The organism is Amphibacillus jilinensis Y1 (genome assembly GCF_000306965.1).
Classification (GTDB): Bacteria; Bacillota; Bacilli; order Bacillales; family Amphibacillaceae; genus Amphibacillus_C; species Amphibacillus_C jilinensis.
This window is the reverse complement of sequence record NZ_JH976434.1, coordinates 698,243-720,915: the sequence shown is the minus strand read 5'-3', so window position 1 is coordinate 720,915 and position 22,673 is coordinate 698,243. Positions and strand designations below refer to the sequence as shown.

Here is a 22,673-nt window from a genome sequence, read left to right as displayed (position 1 = left end):
GTGACATTCATGCAATTTGATCAAGCGTATTCAGGAAAAGTTTTTATTATGTCCCAACCCGATTTTAATCAAGCTAAAGCAGTAATTTATGGGATGCCAATGGATTGGACGGTAAGCTTTCGTCCTGGCTCCCGATTTGGTCCCAACCGAATTCGTGAAGCTTCAATTGGATTAGAGGAGTATAGTCCGTATTTAGACAGGCATCTAGAACAAGTTTCATATTTTGATGCCGGTGATATGCCACTACCGTTTGGAAATGCTGAGCGGAGTTTAACAGAGATTTATCAACACGTCACTAAATGGTTAGAAAAGGATAAGTTTCCTTTAGGACTTGGTGGTGAGCATTTGGTTACATGGCCAGTCGTTCAAGCAGTCTATAAAAAATACCCTAACTTGAAAGTGATTCATATTGATGCACATGCAGATTTGAGGGAGGAGTATGAAGGAGAAGTATTATCTCATTCTACCCCAATTCGAAAAATTTGTGATTTAATAGGTGCTCCTAACGTTTACTCTTTCGGGATTCGTTCAGGTATGAGAGAAGAATTTACGTATGCTAAAGAAAGTGGAATGTATATGGCAAGGTATGATGTAGCTAAACCATTAGCAGAAGTATTGCCGAATTTAGCTGGTTCAGACCTATATGTTACGATTGATATTGATGTTCTTGATCCTGCTTATGCGCCTGGTACCGGCACCGCAGAAGCAGGTGGAATTAACGCTAAAGAATTGCTTGAAGCGATACATCTATTGGCAAACGCTAATGTTAATATTGTCGGTGCAGATTTAGTTGAAGTTGCACCAGCCTATGATCCAACAGAACAAACGGCTATTGTCGCAAGTAAATGTGTTCGTGAAATGTTGCTAGGTTGGGTTAAATAATGAGCGTAGTGAAAAGTAAATAGGATGAGTTAGGACGAATGAAGGGTAGCAACCCAATCACTTTTCATTCGTCTTTTTTCATGTTAGGAGAATTTTAATGAAAAAATAAGCTTTGAAAGTTGATAGTATAAGAATCTAATAATAAACAGTTAGCAGGACGTGTCGCACCCACTGATTGGTCGTTGAATGAAGCAGGGCACTAGCGCCCGTTATCACCCACCTATATAGATTTAACGCTGTTTTCTATTTTAATGTGGATGTTTTACGGGACAGTTATCTGTGGTAAAGAAGCGAAGTCATTAAACCGACGACGTGTACTGCGAATGCTTGAATGACTTTAGATGCGAGAACGAAGTTTTTCATAGGTTAACATAGTCAAAAAAAATTCAAGAAAAAATACCAATATACTTGTGTTTAGCTAAAATCATTTCTATACTTAAACGTACTGATAACATTTGAGGATGGTCATATGCATAAAGAGAAAAGTTTTGTTAAAATAACATTGCAGACTGAAATTGTTGAAGACAATGATCAACAATTAACGTGTGTTGAAGCTAATGGAGAGTGGTTTCAATCAAAGTCCCAAGCGGTGATTCGATTTATAGAGCGAATAGAAGATCAACCTGAAGTGAACACGATGATAACGATAAAATCGGAGAAAATAACGATTAAACGTTCAGGTGCTGTCGAAATGACACAGCAGTTTATTCGACAAAAAAAAACGGAGCATATCTATCGGCATCCGTACGGCGTGATTCATATGGAAACATATACTGAAAAAATAGACTATCAACCTTTAACACCAACTCACAAAGGGGAACTCGTGCTACATTACACGACAAAATTAAATCAACAAGCAGAACGTCAACATAAAGTAAGGCTGACAATTGAGGAGGATAATAGATGAGTATTGTACAGGAGATGCAAGATCGTTTGAAAGCAGAAATTAAAAAAGCGGTTTTGAAAGCAGAATTAACAACAGAGGACCAAATACCTGATATTATTTTGGAAAAACCAAAGGAAAAAAGTCATGGTGATTATGCAACTAATATTGCTATGCAACTAGCGCGTGTTGCTAAAAAAGCACCACGTCAGATTGCTGAACAACTTGTCGAAGCAATAGATAAATCTGAGGCTTCCATTGATCAAGTTGATATAGCAGGTCCTGGCTTTATTAATTTCTTTATTGATAACAGTTATTTGACACGTTTAGTTCCTTTGATTTTAACTGAGGGAGCTAACTACGGTCGTACTAATACAGGTTTAGGTGAAAAGGTTCAGGTGGAATTTGTCTCTGCTAATCCAACAGGGGACTTGCACCTTGGACATGCTCGCGGTGCTTCAGTAGGGGACACCCTCAGTCATTTGTTAGATGCCGCTGGTTTTGAAGTGGCACGTGAATACTATATAAATGATGCTGGAAATCAAATTAATAATTTAGCCTTATCTGTTGAGGCTCGTTATATGCAAGCGATTGGTAAAGACTATCCTATGCCAGAGGATGGCTATCATGGTAAGGACATTATTGCAATTGGTGAACAACTTGCAGAAACATATGGAGAAAAGTGGGCGGATAAACCAGAGCAAGAGCGGAGAGCTTTTTTCCGTGAACATGGATTAAAGTATGAGTTAGACAAGCTAGCTAAAGACCTGTCTGATTTTCGGGTTTCCTTTGACCACTGGTTCTCTGAAACGTCACTCTATGATGAGGGGGAAATTGAACCGACGTTACAATTACTTGAGGAAAAAGGATTTACATATAAGGATGAAGGAGCAACATGGTTTCAAACAACAGCTTTTGGCGATGACAAAGATCGCGTGCTTGTTAAGAATGATGGTTCATATACGTATTTGACACCAGATATTGCTTATCATAAAAATAAGTTAGATCGTGGATTCAATAAATTAATTAATGTGTGGGGAGCAGATCATCATGGTTATATTCCACGGATGAAAGCAGCTATTCAAGCGCTGGGACATGACGAGCACACACTAGAAGTTCAAATTATTCAAATGGTGAACTTGTTTGAAAATGGTGAGAAAGTGAAGATGAGTAAACGGACCGGCAAAGCAGTAACCCTTCGCGAATTAATGGAAGAGGTTGGCATTGATGCGATGCGCTATTTCTTTGTGATGCGGTCGAGTGATGCGCATTTGGATTTTGATATGGACTTAGCAAAATCAGAGTCTAATGATAATCCCGTATATTACGTTCAATACGCACATGCGCGTATCTGTACATTACTTAAGCAGGCCGAAGAAAAAGGTTTCCATGTTGATTTGAATCATTTGGCGGAACATTTAATGACAGACAAAGCAGAAGAGGTTTTAAAACAGCTTGGTGATTTTCCGCAAGTTATCGCTGATGCTGCCGTCAATCGAACACCACATCGTTTGACACAATACGTGTTTGATTTAGCAGCACGTCTCCATAGCTACTACAATGCAGAGAAAGTACTTGAGCCGAATCAACCTGAAAAGACGAAAGCTCGGTTGGCCTTAATGGAAGCGGTACGTATCACCCTTGCTAATGCACTTCGACTTATTGGGGTTAACGCACCTGAAAGCATGTAGAAGAAATCGGCATGCATGTGGAGAAATTAAACCAAATATTATAGTTGCAAATCTTATCATGACAAAATAGGTTGTATACTATTTGACGTTGGCGAAGGAAAATCTCAATTTCACGCGTTTGTGAAATGGGGGTTAGGCTTCGCTGGCGTCTTTTCTTTCTCAGATATAGAAATGAATTCGGTTACGCCAACAGCTGTCTAACATTAAGATCAGTTTTATGTGCCCTTTAATAACGGATAGATCGTGGGGATCGACAATAAAGTTAAAGGACTTCATCGTGTCGCCTATGGTTATCGTCATTTCAAAAACTATGAAGACGTATTTTATTTCTTTTTAAGTTAAGATCTATTGAATCCAGTCCAAAGGGCATCTAATAAAACAAACATTCAAGTAGCATAATCCGACTCGAATGTTTGTGAATGTTGTCGACAAAAGTTTTCACTAACGTCAGTAGCCAAAGAATCAATATTTTTTAAGTATTAGTTGAAAAAGAAAAACAATGCAATTTATCTTTGTATACGTTAACATATAGTAAAATAATCAAAATTAAAGAGGTGCTAGAAAAATGCAGAGATTAGTATTTTTTGTTGGAGTGGCAGGGACTGGGAAAACGACAGTGGCAGAACGGATAGCAGAGGAGATTCCATGTGCATTTCTTGACCGTGATACAGTCGGAGGTCGTTTTGTCGAACATTTTCTTGAGCAACAAGGACTTGATAAGGATGATCGAGATTCTCAATTTTATAAAGATAATCTTCGTGATCTTGAGTATGATACAACGAAAGATATTTGCATTGAAAACTTACGTGTCGGGCAAAATGTCTTTATGATTTCACCGTTTACAGCCGAATTGAAAAATAAGGACTGGATTGATCAAGTTCTAACTGCAGCAGGGAAAACAAAGCAGCAAGTCGATGTTAAAGTAATTGTTGTCACGCTACAAGATATTAAGCAACAAAGAGAACGGATTGAAGAGCGAGGAACCGTAAGGGATACTTGGAAACTGAACAATTGGACGAATTATGAGTCGCGTGTTAACTTTATACCAACGATTAATTGGGCTATTCCTGATGATCACATTCATATATTTGATAATTCAGGTGAGCTAACTGTGGCAAAGATCGATCAGTTAATTCGCTTTGTCGAAGCATAAATAGTGATGATTTTGCACAAGATGGAATTAATATTGCATTTTAGATTGCATACCCATATAATGTACTGGAGACATATGAGTAGACCAAATAAAGTTCTACATACCGATAGAACAATAATTCAGATAAAGGGAGTGCTTTGACGGTGAGCTTAGCCGAATTAAATCTTGATGAACAACAAGAGTATTCAATGATTGAGTTAGCAACAAAGATACTTAAAAAAGAGAATAAAGCATTAAATTATAAAGATCTATTTGATGAGGTTGCCGAGCTAAAAAGTTTTTCACAAGCTGAAAAAGAAACTTATATTGCGCAGTTTTATACCGACCTTAACCTTGATGGGCGCTTTCTTACAATAGGTTCAGGTCAATGGGGTTTAAAAGTATGGTATCCTGTCGAACAAATTGATGAAGACATAACAGCCGAACCTAAGAAGAAGAAAAAGAAAAAAAGAAAGACAACGAAGAAAGAGGTTGAACCTTCGATCGATGAAACCGATGAGGATTTAACTGAAGTACCGCTTGATTTTGTCGAAGAGAGCTATGATGATGACGAAGATGAGATTGATCTTGGTGATGACATTGCAGAAGATGATGTTGAAGAGAGCTATGATGAAGATGAAGAGGACTATGAGGAAGACGCAGATGAAGATTATGAAGAAGACGAAGATGATGATGACCGTAAATAAAAAGACGCTTGACTTTTTTTGCATCAGTGCGTAATATTTTATTTGGGCTCTACGAAATAATATTTATATTATTTTACGTCCCCCTAATTCATTAGGGGGACGTTTTTGTTTTATCACGGATAAGCGTCCGTAAAACGCTGTTTTAAAACAGAGAGCAGAGATCATCTGTTTAGGCGGAGCTAACGGACGCTAATGTCCTGATTCACTTAACTAACAATTAGTGGGGGAAGAGCAAAAATGTCACTGATTGAAGGTGCGTTTTATGTTAGCCATTTAGCAATAATCTTATATTAATAATGGGATTAGAATATGGATAATGTATACATGCGTGTGAGAAGGTACATCAATTTAGCAATCATGGCAATATGTTAAGGATGTCATCCATTGTCAGCATAGATTTGATAACCTTGGAGATTATACAGGAAAACGAAAAATTTTTAAAAATGGGGAGCGGATGATATATGGCGAAGTATATTTTTGTAACTGGTGGGGTTGTGTCATCGATTGGAAAGGGAATCGCAGCTGCATCGCTAGGACGACTATTAAAAAATCGAGGTCTAAATGTAACGATTCAAAAGTTTGATCCATATATTAATGTCGATCCAGGAACAATGAGCCCTTACCAACACGGAGAGGTCTTTGTTACTGACGATGGTGCAGAAACGGATTTGGATTTAGGTCACTATGAACGATTTATTGATATTAATCTATCGAAATACTCTAACATAACGACAGGTAAAATTTATTCTACAGTTATAAAAAAAGAAAGACGTGGTGATTACCTAGGCGGGACTGTTCAAGTTATTCCACATATCACCAACGAAATAAAGGATAAAGTCTTTCAATCGGCTGAACAGAGTAATGCTGACGTGGTTATTACTGAAATTGGCGGGACCGTTGGTGATATAGAATCATTACCATTTCTTGAGGCGATCAGACAAATTAAAAGTGATATCGGTAAGGAAAATGTCATGTATATCCATACGACACTTGTTCCATACATTAAAGCGGCAGGTGAATTAAAGACGAAGCCTACACAACATAGTGTAAAGGAGCTTCGATCGCTTGGGATCCAACCGGATGTCATTATTCTGCGTTCAGAAATGTCTGTTAGTAAAGAAATGAAAGAAAAGATCGCCCTGTTTTGTGACATTAATGAGCGTAATGTTATTGAATCAACAGATGCAGCAACGCTTTACCATATCCCTTTATCATTGCAGGCTCAAGAATTAGATCAAATCACGTGTGATCACTTTGGTTTGACTTGCCCAGAGGCAGAAATGAATGAGTGGAAGGCGCTTGCTAATAAAGTTCAAAACCTTAAGCGCAAAACAACAATAGGATTAGTTGGTAAATACGTTGAATTGCCGGACGCTTATATCTCTGTTGTTGAAGCCTTAAAACATGCGGGGTATCCGTATGATGTTGATGTTGAAGTGAAATGGATAAACGCTGAAGAAGTAACGACTGATAATGCGAACGATTATTTAAGTGATGTAGATGGTATCCTTGTTCCAGGAGGATTTGGTGACCGAGGTATCGAAGGGAAAATTGTGGCGATTCGTTATGCGCGTGAAAATCGAGTGCCATTTCTCGGTATTTGTTTAGGTATGCAACTCGCAACAGTTGAATTTGCTCGCCATGTATTAAACTTGGAGGGCGCGCATTCAGCTGAGATTGATCCAAGCACACCACATCCAATTATTGATCTATTACCAGAACAAAAAGATATAGAAGATATGGGTGGCACGCTTCGCCTTGGTTTGTATCCTTGTCGTTTACAGGAAGATACCAAAACAAAAGCGGCCTATCATGGGGAAGACCTTGTTTATGAGCGTCATCGTCATCGCTATGAATTCAATAATGAATACCGTGAAGCGATGCAAGCTGAAGGCTTTATCTTTTCTGGGACAAGTCCAGATGGTAGACTGGTGGAAACAATTGAGCTAGCTGATCACCCATGGTTTGTTGCATCACAATTTCACCCTGAATTTAAATCAAGACCGACAAGACCACAAGAATTATTCTCTGGGTTTATCGGAGCAGTTGTAAAATAACCCTATCATAGGCATCGCCACTTTAATTATCGATCACTTTAGCTATTCATGCTTTAAAAGCAAATAGCAAGTGACACGAGTTAAAGTGGCGGTTTTTATTACGGATAACTGTCTGTAAAATAAAGATTAGAGCACAATTTATTTAGGCGTGAGCTAACGGACGTTCATGTCCTGATTGACTCAACTTCTACTTTTGAATGTTGATATTATATATTTTGTTGAGCAAAAGTGCATTTTAGTATAGGTGAAACCTACTCTCTAGACCACCAAACCGAATAGCTTGGACTGCGTTAGCAACTTAGAAGCCTTAACCAGTAGTTGCAGAAAATACAACACTGTCATACACATATGTCCTCATCCTGCGTTATCATTCACGTGATTTGTGTTTAATCTAGGGATTTGCAGGATAATGCTCGATAAACCACGAATATTACAAGTGTGAAGCATGATAAACAAAATTTGGAGGGAATAGGATGGACAAAAGTGTCTTAATTGTTGATGACCAAAAAGGAATTCGCTTTCTATTAGAAGAAATTATGCGAAGTGAAGGCTATCGTGTCAGTAGTTGTCAAGATGGTCACTCAGCTATTAAATCAGTAGAAAATGAACCGCCAGACTTATTAATCATCGATTATCGGTTACCAATGATGAATGGGGGTAAAGTGATTGCCCATTTAGAAGCAGAAGGTTATCAAATCCCGACAATTGTAATGAGTGGTCTTATAGATGAAATTAAACCAAAAATAATGGGCTGTAAATCAGTTAAAGGCTATTTCTCCAAACCATTTAATATAGTAGATGCTAAAAAGCAAGTTAATCAACTTTTGCAGGATTAAATTAACAAAAAAACATTTTATTTCTAATTATTATATAAAGATTGTGGAAAAATAATGATTTTGTTAAATTTTTTCACAGAAAACGTTTACATGCGACAAGTTTTGTTGCACCTATTTAATGAAATTGGTATGCTAATAGAGTATCCAATCAACCGTTGTAATTGACTGGCTATATGAGCATGTTCAAAAATCCTTTTTGGACCGGCTTTATACTTACAAAATTTTTCTTAACTTTTTAAGGAGGAACAATCATGCCATTAGTATCAATGACAAAAATGTTACAAGACGCAAAAGCGGGGAGTTACGCAGTTGGACAATTCAACATCAACAATTTAGAGTATGTTCAAGCGATTTTACAAGCTGCTGAAGATGAGAAATCTCCAGTAATCCTAGGTGTATCTGAAGGTGCTGGCCGCTATATGGGTGGCTACGGCGTTGTCGTAGCAATGGTTAAAGCGGTAATGGAAGCACAGGGAACCACTGTTCCTGTTGCTATTCACTTAGATCATGGTTCAAGCTTTGATCAGTGTGCAAAAGCAATTCATGCAGGCTTTACTTCTGTTATGATTGATGCATCTCATGATCCGTTTGAAGAAAATATTGCTGTTACATCTAAAGTAGTTGAGCTTGCTCACTTACATGGTGTTTCTGTTGAGGCTGAACTTGGTACCGTTGGTGGACAAGAAGATGATGTTGTAGGCGACATTATCTATGCTGACCCTAAAGAATGTCAAGAGCTAGTAGAGCGTACGGGTATTGATACTTTAGCTCCAGCCCTTGGATCTGTTCATGGTCCATACAAAGGCGAGCCTAACTTAGGATTTAAAGAGATGGAAGAAATCGGTGCAGCTACAGGTGTACCACTCGTTCTTCATGGTGGAACTGGTATCCCGACTAAGGATATTCAAAAAGCTATTTCTTACGGTACATCTAAAATTAACGTAAACACTGAAAACCAGATTCAACAGGCTAAAGTGGTACGTGAAGTCTTAGAAGCTAATCCAGAAATGATTGACCCACGTAAATATTTAGGACCATCTCGTGATGCAATTAAAGAAACAGTTATTGGTAAAATGCGTGAATTTGGTTCTTCACAAAAAGCATAAGTTTTTTCTAAGGTTACCCATTTGGGTGACCTTTTTCTTTTTAATGAGGCTAGTTATGTCCCAACCTCAACTTTTTTATCTGGGTTTTGTCACAACCTCTTTTCTTTTTAATAAGCTGGCATAAGCTTAAAACTGCCAGAGTTCAGCTTTACTTTTACTCTAATTAAACAAGTTATCAACGTATGGAAATTTAGTATAGATAACCGTTCGAAAAACGTTAACCTGAAACTAGTGCAAAGCTATTTAGGCGAGAGCTAACTGTCCTGATTCGCTCTTCTACCAATCACTGGTAGAAGAGCGAAAACAATCTCTAATGGAAGGTTCGTTTTTATGATGTTTTGTAACATAAATTACATATAACCTGTTACATTAGTCGCAAATCATGTAAAAATTGCTCCCTAAAGATTTTAAAGGTAGATACAAATGATAATTGTTTGTATAATAGAGTCAGTATGTTAATTTACGCATTAATCTAAAATAGACGTATAAACTAACAATAACGATAAAAGACGATTATCTAATAAAGTGAGGCTATTATAATATGCAAAAATTATTTGTAGAGGGTGGAACGCGACTAAAAGGTGAAGTCCGAATTGGTGGTGCTAAAAATAGTGCAGTGGCTCTATTGCCAGCTACTATTTTAGCGGATTCAGAAGTCGTGATCGAAGGACTACCAGATATATCAGATGTAATGACATTAAGTGCCCTATTAGAAGAGATTGGTGGAACAGTAAAGCGTAATGGTGAATCTATGCATATTGATCCATCATCGATGACAGCGATGCCGCTTCCTAATGGAAAAGTCAAGATGCTACGTGCCTCATACTACTTTATGGGAGCGATGCTTGGACGATTCAAACGGGCAGTGATTGGATTACCCGGAGGATGTCATCTTGGTCCGCGTCCTATTGATCAACATATAAAAGGATTTGAAGCTTTAGGTGCTCAAGTTACCAATGAACAAGGAGCTGTTTATTTACGTGCAGAACAGCTAAAGGGAGCGAGAATCTATTTAGACGTTGTCAGTGTTGGAGCAACAATTAATATTATGTTAGCAGCTGTAAAAGCAAAAGGAAAAACAGTTATCGAAAATGCAGCTCGCGAACCTGAAATTATTGATGTTGCTACGCTTTTGACAAGTATGGGTGCTAAAATTAAAGGGGCTGGAACAGATGTAATCCGAATTGAAGGTGTGGATACCTTAACCGGTTGTATGCATACGATTATTCCTGATCGAATTGAGGCAGGCACCTACACGATAATGGCAGCTGCCCAAGGTGAAGAAGTACTTATTGATAATGTCATACCACAGCATCTTGAACCACTATTAGCTAAGTTAAGAGAGATGGGCGTGCAGATAGAAGAAGGGGAGGAGCAGTTGAGGATAAGAGCAACATATCCACTCACCGCTGTTGATATTAAAACACTTGTACATCCAGGGTTCCCAACCGATCTGCAACAACCGTTCACTTCATTATTGACACAAGCAGAGGGGACCTCTATTGTGACAGATACAATCTATAGTGCACGTTTTAAGCATATCGATGAATTAAGACGTATGAATGCTACAATAAAGTTAGAAGGAGCGAGTGCGATTGTAACAGGTCCTGTCAAATTACAAGGGGCTAAAGTCCGCGCGAGTGATTTGCGAGCTGGAGCAGCTTTAATTATTGCCGCTTTACTCGCAGAAGGTGTAACAGAGATTACCGGTTTAGAACATATTGATCGTGGCTATGAGCAACTAACTGAAAAATTAACAAATCTAGGGGCCAACATTTGGCGCGAAGAAATGACCGAACAAGAAATTGAGCAATTTCAAAATTAAATGATCATGAGAGAGTGTTTAAAAACTTTGGCTTATCACAGGTAATCGTCCGTAAAACGCCCACCTCCAAAATAGAAAGTAGAGCAAATCTATTGAGGTGGGAGCTAACGGACGGCCATCCTGATCCACTCAACGACCAATCAGTGGGAGGAGAATGAGACGCACCACTAATTGAAGGTTTATTTTATTTGATTTTCCTCAAGGTTAACCACATATGATATATAAATGTGTGATCACGCACAAACTTGATTAGGGAAAGCACACCTGTACCCACAATGTATTTCCTCTTCTATATACTAAATTTTCACAAAGTGGTTGAATAATTGTTGTAAAAAGAGTACGATAAACATAACTGCGTTGTACTTCTGGATTATCTCTCGATCCGAGCTCTTCTGATTTAATAAATCCCAATATAAACCGATAGTGTAAAAAACAATAGGATAGGTGTGATGACTACGTGTCTGAAGTAACAATTTCACAATTGGAAGAAATGACTTTAAAGGATCTTTATACAAAAGCTAGAGAATTTAAAGTGTCTTACTATGCAAAATTAACAAAACGAGAACTTATATTTGCAATTTTAAAAGCGCAAGCAGAAAAAAGTGGTTATTTATTTATGGATGGTATTTTGGAAATTATCCCGTCAGAAGGGTTTGGATTCCTCAGACCGATTAATTATTCTCCGAGTGCAGAAGATATTTATATATCAGCTTCTCAAATTCGTCGTTTTGATTTAAGAAACGGTGATAAAGTGTCCGGAAAGGTACGCCCGCCTAAAGAAAATGAGCGCTACTATGGATTATTGCATGTTGACGCTGTTAATAGTGAAGATCCAGAATTAGCTAAAGAACGTGTTCATTTTCCTGCATTAACCCCTCTTTATCCAAATCGAATGATGCAACTTGAGACCGAATCTAAAGATATTTCTACTCGTATAATGGATATGATAACACCGGTTGGTTTCGGACAGCGTGGTTTAATCGTGGCACCGCCTAAAGCTGGTAAAACCATGTTATTAACTGAGATTGCAAACAGTATCACGGAGAACCACCCTGATGTTAAACTTATTATATTACTTGTTGATGAGCGGCCCGAAGAGGTTACTGATATAGAGCGATCGGTTAATCCAAATGTTGATGTCGTCAGCTCAACATTTGATGAAGTACCAGAAAATCATATTAAGGTGTCTGAATTAGTGTTAGAACGTGCGATGCGTCTTGTAGAACATAAAAAAGACGTAGTCGTGCTAATGGACAGCATTACGCGGTTAGCAAGAGCTTATAATTTAGTTATTCCACCAAGTGGTCGAACACTGTCAGGCGGTATTGATCCAGCAGCGTTTCATAGGCCGAAGCGTTTCTTTGGAGCAGCACGTAATATTGAAGAAGGTGGGAGTTTCACTATTCTGGCGACAGCCCTTGTGGAAACCGGATCTCGGATGGATGATGTCATATATGAAGAGTTTAAAGGGACAGGGAATATGGAACTGCATCTTGATCGTTCACTTGCTCAACGTCGTATCTTCCCTGCACTTGATTTGCTTCGCTCAAGTACACGCCGTGAGGAACTATTACTTTCTAAAGAAAAGCTTGATATGATTTGGTCAATTCGTAAAGGTATGCAAGACTCACCTGATTTTCTCGAGCGTTTCCTAAGAAAGATTCGCTCAACGAAATCAAATGAGATATTTTATCAACAACTTATCGAAGAAATGAAACGAAAAGGGACAATGCGTAAATCTTAATAATGACTTTAACCGTTCGAGTGACGTGAACTTAAGTTTTTCTAAGACTAACTATTGCATTGTCCGAATGACACTGTTATAATTTTAAAGTGTGCAAAAAGGTAGCTTGAATTCGTTGCTAGAATGGTTTTAAGCATACTTAAATTAACTCTGTTTCCAAGGGATTCAGGGCAGAAGGAGTTGTAAAAACATGAGAGAAAATATTCATCCAGAATACAGAAAAGTTGTATTTCTTGATACAAGCTCTGACTACAAATTCTTAAGCGGATCAACCAAAACATCTGATGAAACGATTGAATGGGAAGATGGTAATTCGTATCCATTGATCCGTGTTGAGATTAGTTCAGAATCTCATCCGTTCTACACAGGTAAACAAAAAGCTGATAAAGCTGGTGGCCGTGTGGATCGCTTTAAGAAAAAATATAACATTAACTAGAATTGCTAGTTAGTATAGACGGCCATTCCAATTAAGGGATGGCTTGTCTTAATCCTTTTTTTATTATAAAACTTTGCCTCAAACCGCAACCGGGAGAAAATTTTTTAGGCGGGGGCTAACGAGCGCTAATGTCCTGATTTACTAAACGACCACTGATTGAAGGTTCGTTTTGTCTAACATTAGGGTTCGATCTTGATGAGAGCTAGTTTACATGACATAAAACAGGCAAATGGATTTTTATGTGCCTGTTTTTTATTTTAACTTTAAGAGTAGAAAATAAATGAGTGGTGCGTTGATTTGTGAGGCCGTTAATTTATTAGTAAAAACGCAACGCATCTACTGCTTAATGGATAAATGATGAAATTAAGGGATAGATGATACAGAAGGAGTAGCTTATTTTACCGCAATGATAAATAGAGATTGAAGCTATTCTTTCGATATTGAGGAGGAACGAAATCGTGTACATCATGAAGCAAAGTGGATGGGTTGAACTTATTTGTGGCAGTATGTTTTCAGGGAAATCAGAAGAACTTATTCGTCGCGTCCGTCGTGCTACATACGGTCATTTGTCAGTTAGGGTTTTTAAGCCTGCTATTGATGATCGCTATCATGAAGAGTCTGTTGTTTCACATAATGGCAATTCCATATTAGCTCGTCCAGTTACTTGTGCTGCTGAAATTATTGAGCAAATGAACAGTGATATTGATGTTGTCGGTATTGATGAAGTTCAGTTCTTTGATGAGGCTATTGTTGATATTATCGGACAATTAGCAGATCAAGGCCACCGAGTCATTGTTGCCGGTTTAGACACTGATTTCCGAGGAGAACCGTTTGGGATAATGCCACAATTGATGGCATTAAGCGAATCGGTCACGAAATTAAATGCTATTTGTACAAAGTGTGGTTCACCAGCTAGTCGAACACAACGATTAATAGATGGACAGCCGGCTTCCTACCATGATCCAGTTATATTAGTCGGAGCATCGGAATCATATGAGCCACGTTGCCGCCATTGCCATCAAGTACCAAACAAGCCTAAGCCTGAGACTAAAATTAAATCAATGGAAGAGGAGAAGCACTAGACATTTTGCACAATGTTGCAAAGATTTGTTGCTGATCTATCACAAATAACCATCCGTAAAATGCTTGCCACGAAATAGAGAGCAAAGATGATCTATTTAGGTGGAAGCTAGCGGACGCTAATGTCTTGCTTTACTCAACGACACTGATTTGTTGGTTCGTTGTATTGATACACGTTCACGTCTGATTAAAAGATTTGAACGTTTGTTTTCTCTGATCGTATACGGTACGAAAACTAAGCAGGTAGCTCTATACTTAAATTATTGATTTTGACGCTCTATGCGCACTATTATATAATAAAACTTAGGACTTAATTAAATGAGGTGGAACCTGTGCTTGATAAATTACAATCGTTAGAAGCGCGTTATGAGAAATTAAATGAATTATTAAGTGATCCGGAAATCATTAGTGACACATCAAAATTACGTGAGTATTCAAAAGAGCAAGCGGATTTATCTGACATTGTTCAAGTTTACCGTCAATATAAAGATGTCTCTGAGCAGCTGCAAGGCGCCAAAGAGATGATGAATGAAGAATCTGATCCTGATATGAAAGAGATGGTTCAATTAGAAATAGAAGAGCTTGAGCCACAAATGCCTGAACTTGAAGAGAAGTTAAAAATTCTACTTTTACCAAAGGATCCAAATGACAATAAAAGTGTTATTATGGAAATTCGAGGGGCTGCTGGAGGAGATGAAGCAGCTTTATTTGCAGGTGACTTATTTCGTATGTACAATCGTTATGCAGAGGCCGAGGGCTGGAAAGTCGATGTAATGGAGTCCAATTCTACAGGGGTAGGTGGCTATAAGGAAATTATTTTTATGATTGATGGAAAAGGGGCTTATTCTAAGCTGAAATATGAAAGTGGTGCCCATCGTGTTCAACGTGTTCCCGAAACAGAATCTGGAGGACGTATTCATACGTCGACAGCCACTGTTGTTGCTTTACCTGAAACCGAAGAAGTTGAAGTTGATATACAGGAGAAAGACATTCGCGTAGATACGTTTACTTCAAGTGGTCCAGGAGGACAAAGTGTAAATACAACGATGTCAGCTGTGCGTCTAACACATGAGCCTACGGGGATTGTTGTATCGATGCAGGATGAGAAATCACAAATCAAGAATAAAGAGAAAGCAATGAAGATTTTGCGCGCCCGCATTTATGATAAATATCAACAAGAGGCTCAAGCAGAATTTGATCAAAATCGTAAATCCGCGGTGGGGACTGGTGATCGATCAGAACGCATTAGAACATATAATTTTCCTCAAAATCGTGTGACAGATCATCGCATTGGCTTAACGATTCAAAAGTTGGATCAGATACTAGAAGGTAAGCTAGGTGAAATTGTCGACGCATTAATTATGGAAGAACAAACAAGTAAGATGGAACAGATTGGTGAGTGAACATGAACCTGACGATTCAAGAAGTCCTTAATAGGGCTTTTCTTTTTTTACAACAGCATCATCGCGAACCCAAAGTAGCGGAAATTCTATTACTGCATCACCTACAATATTCGAAGGTCCAATTGTTGATGGAGTTAAGATCACCGATTCCTCAAGCGGTATATCAGGCTTTTCAAGCAGATTTAAAGCATCATGTTGAGACAGGCATACCTGTCCAACATTTAACGGGGGTTGAACAGTTTTATGGGCGAACATTTGCTGTTAACGAGCATGTCCTTATTCCTAGACCTGAGACAGAAGAGCTCGTTCAATATGTGCTGGGTGAAGTTAAGCAACGCTCCCAGCCACTGAGCGTGTTGGATGTTGGAACGGGTAGTGGCGTGATTGCCATTACTTTAAAATTGGAGATGCCATCTTTAACAATAGAAGCTGGCGACATCTCAGCAGATGCATTAGCAGTCGCCCGCTTAAATGCTAAAGCCTTAAAGGCTGATATCACATTTCGAGAAAGCAATTTTTTAGAAGAATGGCTAAACCAAGGGAAGCAGTTTGATCTAATTGTTTCTAACCCACCTTACATTTCATGGAGTCAACAGGACCACTTAATTGATACGGTTAAAGATTTTGACCCGGACCTTGCCCTATTCGCTGATCAAGACGGCTTAGCTGCTTATCAACAAATTATTAGCAACGCACCGAAGCTTTTGGCTAAACAAGGTTGTCTTGCGTTTGAAATAGGTGATCAACAAGGTGAACACGTGAAGGCTCTTGTGAAAAATACGTTTCCAAAAAGTGATGTGGTGATCATTAAAGATCTTAATGGGAAAGACCGGATTGTTTTTGCAAAAAAATGCGTTTAAATTCCTCTCAACTTGTTGATACTTAAGGTAAAGTTAAAAAACGAGAGGGGAACAAACCATGCCAGTCCTTGTTCGTGCCATTATTGCTATCATTCTATCAATATTTAATCTATCAACGCAGATACCATTGTCTGATTATCAAGTCATTCCAGATGAGGCTATTCGTCTACGAATACTCGCAGAAAGTGATGATGAAGAAGACCAATTGATTAAGCACAATGTTCGTGATGCGGTTAATGCTGAAATTACTGAATGGGTTTCAGATTTAACCGATATTGAAGCAGCACGTGCTATCATTCAAGACCGTCTTGATGATGTTGAACAAATAGTGGCAGCTACACTAAATCAATTTGATTCTACGATGTCTTATCAAGTAGAGTACAATGACCAAGTTTCTTTTCCAGCTAAATTGTATGATCATTATGTCTACCCTGCTGGGGAGTATGAAGCCATTCTAATTACATTAGGTGAAGGTCAAGGTTCAAATTGGTGGTGTGTATTGTTTCCTCCCTTATGTTTTCTTGATTTTTCAGCTGGGACAACGGTAGAACCAAAGGATAATGAGGATGAGCAAGAATCTGTTAACGTTTCTTTCTTTTTTCTGGAATGGTTTCGTTAATCTAGCATAGTATGTCTCTATCTTTCATAGAATAGATTAACTATGAATGATTGGGAGGAAAGAGACATGCATATGATTCGGTTGCAATCGGTTAGTGAACTTAACAATACGCCATTTGAACAGGTTTCGAAACGGATAAGTGGAGACCAACAAGCTTATTTGATAAAAGATGATCAACAGGCGATCGGTTTTTTTGCACTACATCCATTAGATGATCAAGTGATCAAGTTAACCACATTTGTGATTACGACATTAGATCAGTCAGAGGATCTTGTTGAAATGTTTTATAAAATTATAGAAATTGCTGAAGATAATCACAAGCATTATCTTGTGGTTGAGACTAAGCATCAAGATATCATTGAGTTATTAACATGGATTGGGTTTAAGCATTGGAAAGATGAATGTAATACTTGGGGATATGCCTGTGGGTAACGACCGATGTTATCCACTTTTTTTGTGGATAATTAATTTCCAAATGATTTACTTGTTAAAAATTCAATATACCGCTAAAATAATTAATTAGTTATTAACAAAATAGATGAAAAAAAGTGTGTAAAAGGATAAATTGTGGATAAGTTGTGTGCAACTTGTTGATAATCTTTGTATAACAACATTGAATGAGAAGGAAGTGAAGGCAATCATGTCAGGGCATACAACTTTTTTGATGTGGAATGATCAGTCTATTGAGGAAGCAGCTCAATTGTTAAGAGCGCAAGAAGTGGTTGCTTTTCCAACAGAGACGGTATATGGGTTAGGTGCAGATGCATCTCAAGAGGATGCGGTAGCAAAGATTTTCCAAGCAAAAGGACGTCCAGCTGATAATCCGCTAATTGTTCATGTAGCCGAAATAGACCAAATTGCTCTTTATACATCAACGATATCCCCCATAGCTGATAAATTAATTAAGGCTTTTATGCCGGGTCCGCTTACTGTTATTTTGCCGAGTAATGGAACGATTGCAGCTAATGTAACGGCAGGTTTATCAACTGTAGGTATTCGGATTCCTGATCATCCGGCGGCTCGTGCAATTATAAAAGCTGCTAATTTACCGATTGCCGCTCCAAGTGCAAATCTATCTGGAAAGCCTAGTCCGACAAGTGCTATTCATGTTTTTCAAGATTTAAATGGCAAAATAGCAGCGATATTTGATGGTGGTACAACAGGAGTCGGTGTGGAATCAACCGTTGTTGACTGTACTGGTGATATGGCGCGAATATTGCGTCCTGGTGGCATTACGCGCCAACAAATTGAGTCTGTATTAGACCAAGTGGTTGAAGATGCGACTTGTGATCAAGACGATGCCAAACCTCAAGCTCCTGGAATGAAGTATACACATTACCAACCTGAGGTCCCGTTAATTTTAATTGCCGGTGATCAAGCATTTTTTAAACAAAAAATTATCGATTATCAACGTGAAGGAAAAAAAGTGGGGCTTCTTGTTAGTGAAGAGTTGGCCAGTGTATTAACAGCGGATCAAGTGCAAATGTGTGGCTCAGTTGCTGACCTGTCTACCGTAGCCGCTCAGTTATACCAATCCTTAAGGGGATTTAAAGAAAGTCATGTAGATGTTATTTTAGCTGAGTGTTTTCCGGAAGATGGGGTAGGTCAAGCTATTATGAATCGTTTAAAGAAGGCGGCAACCTTTATTGTAGATAACCGTTCGTAAAACGTCCGGCTCAAAATAGCGAGTAGAGATCACCTATAATAGAAGGGACACGAGCGAAAAAACGCTCGGATTGAAGGCTCATTTTATAGAGTTACCGGTGAAATAGCAACATATAAACCTGTTATTTTTTTGGCTTGAGATACATAAGATGGAGTAGCCTGTCCGTTTAAGGAGGATATTTCATGCTCGATTCAATAGCCACCCAATTTTTTATTGCCTTTGCTTTAGGGCTTGATGCTTTTTCGGTTTGTTTAGGCATCGGCTTACAACAAATCCGTCTCAAGAAAATTGCTGTAATTGGGCTTTGGATCGGTTTTTTTCATATCATCATGCCACTAATCGGTCTTTTATTAGGTTCACTTCTCTTTGAACGCGTAGCTAATGTGACAGAAATAATGAGTGGGTTGCTCCTTTTTGGATTAGGTGCTTATATGATTATTCATACATTTGGTGAGCATTACCATTACCAACAACAACGGCAAACAACATTGAATGTTATGGCGATTATTTTGCTTGCTTTTTCAGTAAGTATCGATAGTTTCCCAGTAGGAATAAGTTTAGGGATGTCGGGTATTGAAGCAACATTGACGTTGTTAATGTTTGGGGTGATAACGACCACATTGACTTGGCTAAGTTTGTTAATTGGCAAGAAGGTACAACGTAACATAGGTCGGTCATTTGATTGGTTAGGCGGTGTGATTCTCTGCTTTCTTGGTCTATATATTATATTTTAAAGAGGAGTCTAGAGGCTCCTCTTTTTTGTGCGCTAGAACATAAAGAAGAGAAAGCGATCAAGTAGCATTTTTCTATTATAAGTAAATCATTTCGTGTTTTAAAGAGATTTCCAATCAATTAACTAAGGCTTCCTCATTCTATGAACCTAGGTCGTCATACCTTAGTGAAGATTTCCCTCATTAAAACTCCCTTCTTTAGTCATATTCAAAAATTAACCAATAAACCTGTATAATGGAAGAGTTGCTTAGAAGTTATTATTTTAAAATGAACGAGGTGAACGAATTGGATAAAGAATTACGTCAGGCGCTCAGCATAGTTGTTGGATTGATAGTCTTAATACTACTTCTTTATGGTAAATATGACCATGATGAAGCAAAACAAATTGAAAGCGAAGAACGCACAAGTTTGTCATGGGTAGCAGTTAGATACTCATTAGGAATACATATCCAAAATACAGATGGTGTATTAAATATCGATTTATATCCTACTGAGGATACACAAATACTCATAGATAAATTAAGTCTTATAACAGAAGTCGTGCCCATTTTTGAAGTACCTAGCAAACAGATTGATGAAAACAATTGGGTAGCTGTTAGTGAGATTTTGTGGGATCAGCGTTTAGAATATAAAGCGTTTTATAGAAATTTAAATGAGGAATTACAGCAAAAATCTGTGCATCCAGACTCGATAAAATGGTTTATTTACTCAGACTCTTTATATGTAGAAGAGGATTTAGAACAATTATTTAATGACCAAGGAGTTGACTATGATATTTTCAAATAAAAGAGAGTATTACTATAGCAATAGTGAAGGAGACGGTGACAAACATGCCGAATAAATTTAAAGTTAAATTTAAAATTGGTATAGTGGTCTTCGTTATTGCCATTTCCTTTAGTTTTTTGTTTCGGCCTAGTGATGCCATACTAATTATACAAGAAATTGATCATTTCTTACATAGGGATGTTACCATTTATCATAGTGAAACAAATAATAAAGAAGCAATAGCTTTTTATCGATGGTATGGTATGGATCAATTAGCAGTAATGGAATTAAACAAGGAAAGTTTTAATTGGGAACTTGTAAGAGGAGTAACCGAAGGGTTTACAGGGGATATACAATTCATTCAATTAGATTACTATGCCATACTCTTTCAAAGAATTCCTGCTTCTGTCGTAAATGTTGAAATATTAACCCAGAATGAAAAGGTTCATAAGGGAAGAATAGAGGTGGATGAGTACTATCAGCCTTTTTGGTATTACTATTCAGACACAGAAGATCTTTCAAATGCAATCATAACGACATATGATGAAGAAGGCGAAGTTGTCGAAATAATCGAAGTAACTGAACAACCCAACGGAAATTTACAGCGAACCATAACAATTGAATGATGGCGAGGAGCTTAGTAACTATATATAAGGTTACTAATTTTTTTTAATAGGACGAAATTCTTGTAGAAGATAACTGCAATCCCATTTGAATGTTGAAATAACTCTTATTGAAGCGTACTTATATAGCTGAAACCTGAGAATGGCTGATCACCTTAATGAAGAATTGCTTTCATATATTAGATTAGGAAATATAGATAAAGATAAAACTTTAAAAGCGTTGGTGAAAAATTAGTACAAAAAAGAGGGTGAAATAAAATGCTAGCTACAAGGAAATTTAAAGCACTTATCATATTAGCTCTAGTCATCTCTTTATCATTCATTTCGTTCATTTACATAAAAGCGCTCATACACGAACAAAAGAATGAGCAGGTGCTATCAGAATATCAATCGTTAGTTAATAAATATAAATTAGATATTATGTATAACCGTTTAAACGATCCGATTGATGTTGATTTACGTTCTACACAATACACTTACGATTTATTATCACGATGGAAAGCGATTTCTATATATGCACCCGAGTTTATTTATCCTCATCAAGAAATTAAAGAGAATAACTGGTTTAAAGTTGACGAAGTTTTGGAGAATAACAGTGAACATATGCAAGCCATTGTTGATCAAATGTATGAGGAATCAACTATACCACCAGATGAAGCAAGAGCTAGTTCTGGAGCAATTTCTCATTATATTTTGTATAACAGCTATGAAAGTCAGTACTTTAGTGAAATATTAGTTGATCTTGATATTGAATAAGTTTTACCGAAAGTTAAATTGAAAAGGGGCATACCATGAGTGTTAAGAAAAAAATCATCATTATCTTTATCTTCGGTATTATTCTGATTTCTTTGTTTGTAAAGATTCAAAGTGATAATAAACTGGATGCGAAGGTTGAAACAATAATCTACCAATTAAATCATACAGAAAATGATGTCTACAAAATTCATAAAATCAATAATAATCAAGCCCTTGCTTTTTATACTTGGGGTTACCCGAATCAAGACCATCTTGGTGTAATAGAGCTTAAGAAACAAGGGTTAATTTGGAAGTTCAATAAGGCTGTTAGTAACTACATTGAGTATGATGAGGTTAAATTCAGCTGCAATTTTTCAGCGTTTGAAAACGTTAAGTTATATCAAGGGAAACTGAGTAACAAGATAGATGAGGTAATTGTTAGGACAGATGATAATCGACAGTTTAAAGCAGAAGTGATAGAAAGTGAGCATGGAGATAAAATGTGGTATCTAATACTGGAAGATGAACCATTTGAAGTAGCTACTTTTGTGTTAAAAGATAGTAAGGGTTTAATAATTAATGAACTTGAGGTAACGATTGATTTGAAATGGTGAAAGTCATATGAATTGCTATATAGCACTAATTTGAAGATTTAAAGACAAGACAACTGAGAAATTAACTACTGAGATTAAATAAAGATAGGTAAATGTATAAAAAAGGGTTAGTGATCTCATTATTATGGAAGTTATGATTGTTGACAATCACACTAATAATTAACATAACATTGGACAATTGAATGATGGCGTGGACAGTTTGAGACTAAAATAAATGTCTTAACATAATAGGGGATAGTATATTAACTATTTTGTTCGGCTTTTTATCTGTATATAT

22 protein-coding genes are annotated in these 22,673 nt (G+C 37.5%); all 22 read left to right on the top strand.

From position 1 onward, the window contains the following. Positions 1–9 precede the first annotated feature (9 nt). Entirely contained in the window at positions 10–882 is an 873-nt protein-coding gene (gene speB, locus B494_RS0103930; protein WP_017471067.1) for an agmatinase, read from the top strand. Positions 883–1,351: 469 nt separating this feature from the next. Continuing rightward, the gene (locus B494_RS0103925; protein ID WP_017471066.1) at positions 1,352–1,789 is read left to right on the top strand and encodes a YwiB family protein; all 438 of its coding nucleotides are present in this window, start codon (positions 1,352–1,354) and stop codon (positions 1,787–1,789) included. Then, positions 1,786–3,456, top strand: a complete 1,671-nt coding sequence (argS, locus tag B494_RS0103920; RefSeq protein ID WP_017471065.1) for an arginine--tRNA ligase — start codon at positions 1,786–1,788, stop codon at positions 3,454–3,456. Before B494_RS0103925 ends, argS begins: the two co-directional genes overlap by 4 nt. 565 nt (positions 3,457–4,021) lie before the next feature. Beyond that, entirely contained in the window at positions 4,022–4,609 is a 588-nt protein-coding gene (locus B494_RS0103915) for a P-loop nucleotide/nucleoside kinase family protein (protein WP_017471064.1), read from the top strand. Positions 4,610–4,752: 143 nt separating this feature from the next. Then, the gene (gene rpoE / locus B494_RS0103910) at positions 4,753–5,295 is read left to right on the top strand and encodes a DNA-directed RNA polymerase subunit delta (protein WP_017471063.1); all 543 of its coding nucleotides are present in this window, start codon (positions 4,753–4,755) and stop codon (positions 5,293–5,295) included. Positions 5,296–5,756: 461 nt separating this feature from the next. Beyond that, on the top strand, positions 5,757–7,352 hold the full coding sequence (locus B494_RS0103905) for a CTP synthase (protein WP_017471062.1): 1,596 nt from the start codon (positions 5,757–5,759) through the stop codon (positions 7,350–7,352). Between the two features lie 473 nt (positions 7,353–7,825). Then, positions 7,826–8,188, top strand: coding sequence for a response regulator (locus B494_RS0103900; protein WP_017471061.1), 363 nt, complete (start codon positions 7,826–7,828; stop codon positions 8,186–8,188). A 251-nt stretch (positions 8,189–8,439) separates the two neighbouring features. After that, positions 8,440–9,294, top strand: coding sequence for a class II fructose-bisphosphate aldolase (locus tag B494_RS0103895; protein WP_017471060.1), 855 nt, complete (start codon positions 8,440–8,442; stop codon positions 9,292–9,294). A 541-nt stretch (positions 9,295–9,835) separates the two neighbouring features. After that, positions 9,836–11,119: a UDP-N-acetylglucosamine 1-carboxyvinyltransferase gene (locus tag B494_RS0103890; RefSeq protein ID WP_017471059.1), complete on the top strand. Its 1,284-nt coding sequence runs from the start codon at positions 9,836–9,838 to the stop codon at positions 11,117–11,119. 457 nt (positions 11,120–11,576) lie between these two features. After that, the gene (gene rho, locus B494_RS0103885) at positions 11,577–12,863 is read left to right on the top strand and encodes a transcription termination factor Rho (RefSeq protein WP_017471058.1); all 1,287 of its coding nucleotides are present in this window, start codon (positions 11,577–11,579) and stop codon (positions 12,861–12,863) included. Positions 12,864–13,053: 190 nt separating this feature from the next. Next, positions 13,054–13,299 carry a type B 50S ribosomal protein L31 gene (locus B494_RS0103880; RefSeq protein ID WP_017471057.1) on the top strand — a complete coding sequence of 82 codons (246 nt, stop codon included), beginning with the start codon at positions 13,054–13,056 and terminating at the stop codon, positions 13,297–13,299. A gap of 458 nt (positions 13,300–13,757) precedes the next feature. After that, positions 13,758–14,381 (top strand): thymidine kinase, encoded by a 624-nt coding sequence (locus B494_RS0103875; protein ID WP_017471056.1) that lies wholly within the window; start codon positions 13,758–13,760, stop codon positions 14,379–14,381. Positions 14,382–14,711: 330 nt separating this feature from the next. Then, complete coding sequence (gene prfA / locus B494_RS0103870) at positions 14,712–15,782, top strand: peptide chain release factor 1 (protein ID WP_017471055.1); 1,071 nt, start codon at positions 14,712–14,714, stop codon at positions 15,780–15,782. 2 nt (positions 15,783–15,784) lie between these two features. Then, positions 15,785–16,642: a peptide chain release factor N(5)-glutamine methyltransferase gene (gene prmC, locus B494_RS0103865; protein ID WP_017471054.1), complete on the top strand. Its 858-nt coding sequence runs from the start codon at positions 15,785–15,787 to the stop codon at positions 16,640–16,642. Positions 16,643–16,700: 58 nt separating this feature from the next. Next, complete coding sequence (gene spoIIR, locus B494_RS0103860; RefSeq protein WP_017471053.1) at positions 16,701–17,261, top strand: stage II sporulation protein R; 561 nt, start codon at positions 16,701–16,703, stop codon at positions 17,259–17,261. Positions 17,262–17,327: 66 nt separating this feature from the next. Beyond that, positions 17,328–17,693, top strand: a complete 366-nt coding sequence (locus tag B494_RS0103855) for a hypothetical protein (RefSeq protein ID WP_017471052.1) — start codon at positions 17,328–17,330, stop codon at positions 17,691–17,693. A gap of 208 nt (positions 17,694–17,901) precedes the next feature. After that, positions 17,902–18,927: an L-threonylcarbamoyladenylate synthase gene (locus tag B494_RS0103850; protein WP_017471051.1), complete on the top strand. Its 1,026-nt coding sequence runs from the start codon at positions 17,902–17,904 to the stop codon at positions 18,925–18,927. 182 nt (positions 18,928–19,109) lie between these two features. Beyond that, entirely contained in the window at positions 19,110–19,661 is a 552-nt protein-coding gene (locus B494_RS0103845) for a manganese efflux pump MntP (RefSeq protein ID WP_017471050.1), read from the top strand. Positions 19,662–19,944: 283 nt separating this feature from the next. Next, positions 19,945–20,445, top strand: a complete 501-nt coding sequence (locus tag B494_RS0103840) for a hypothetical protein (RefSeq protein ID WP_017471049.1) — start codon at positions 19,945–19,947, stop codon at positions 20,443–20,445. A 44-nt stretch (positions 20,446–20,489) separates the two neighbouring features. Then, complete coding sequence (locus tag B494_RS0103835; protein ID WP_017471048.1) at positions 20,490–21,050, top strand: hypothetical protein; 561 nt, start codon at positions 20,490–20,492, stop codon at positions 21,048–21,050. A 255-nt stretch (positions 21,051–21,305) separates the two neighbouring features. Beyond that, positions 21,306–21,803, top strand: coding sequence for a hypothetical protein (locus B494_RS0103830; RefSeq protein ID WP_017471047.1), 498 nt, complete (start codon positions 21,306–21,308; stop codon positions 21,801–21,803). Between the two features lie 35 nt (positions 21,804–21,838). Further along, positions 21,839–22,396 (top strand): hypothetical protein, encoded by a 558-nt coding sequence (locus tag B494_RS0103825; protein WP_017471046.1) that lies wholly within the window; start codon positions 21,839–21,841, stop codon positions 22,394–22,396. The last annotated feature ends 277 nt before the right edge of the window (positions 22,397–22,673 follow it).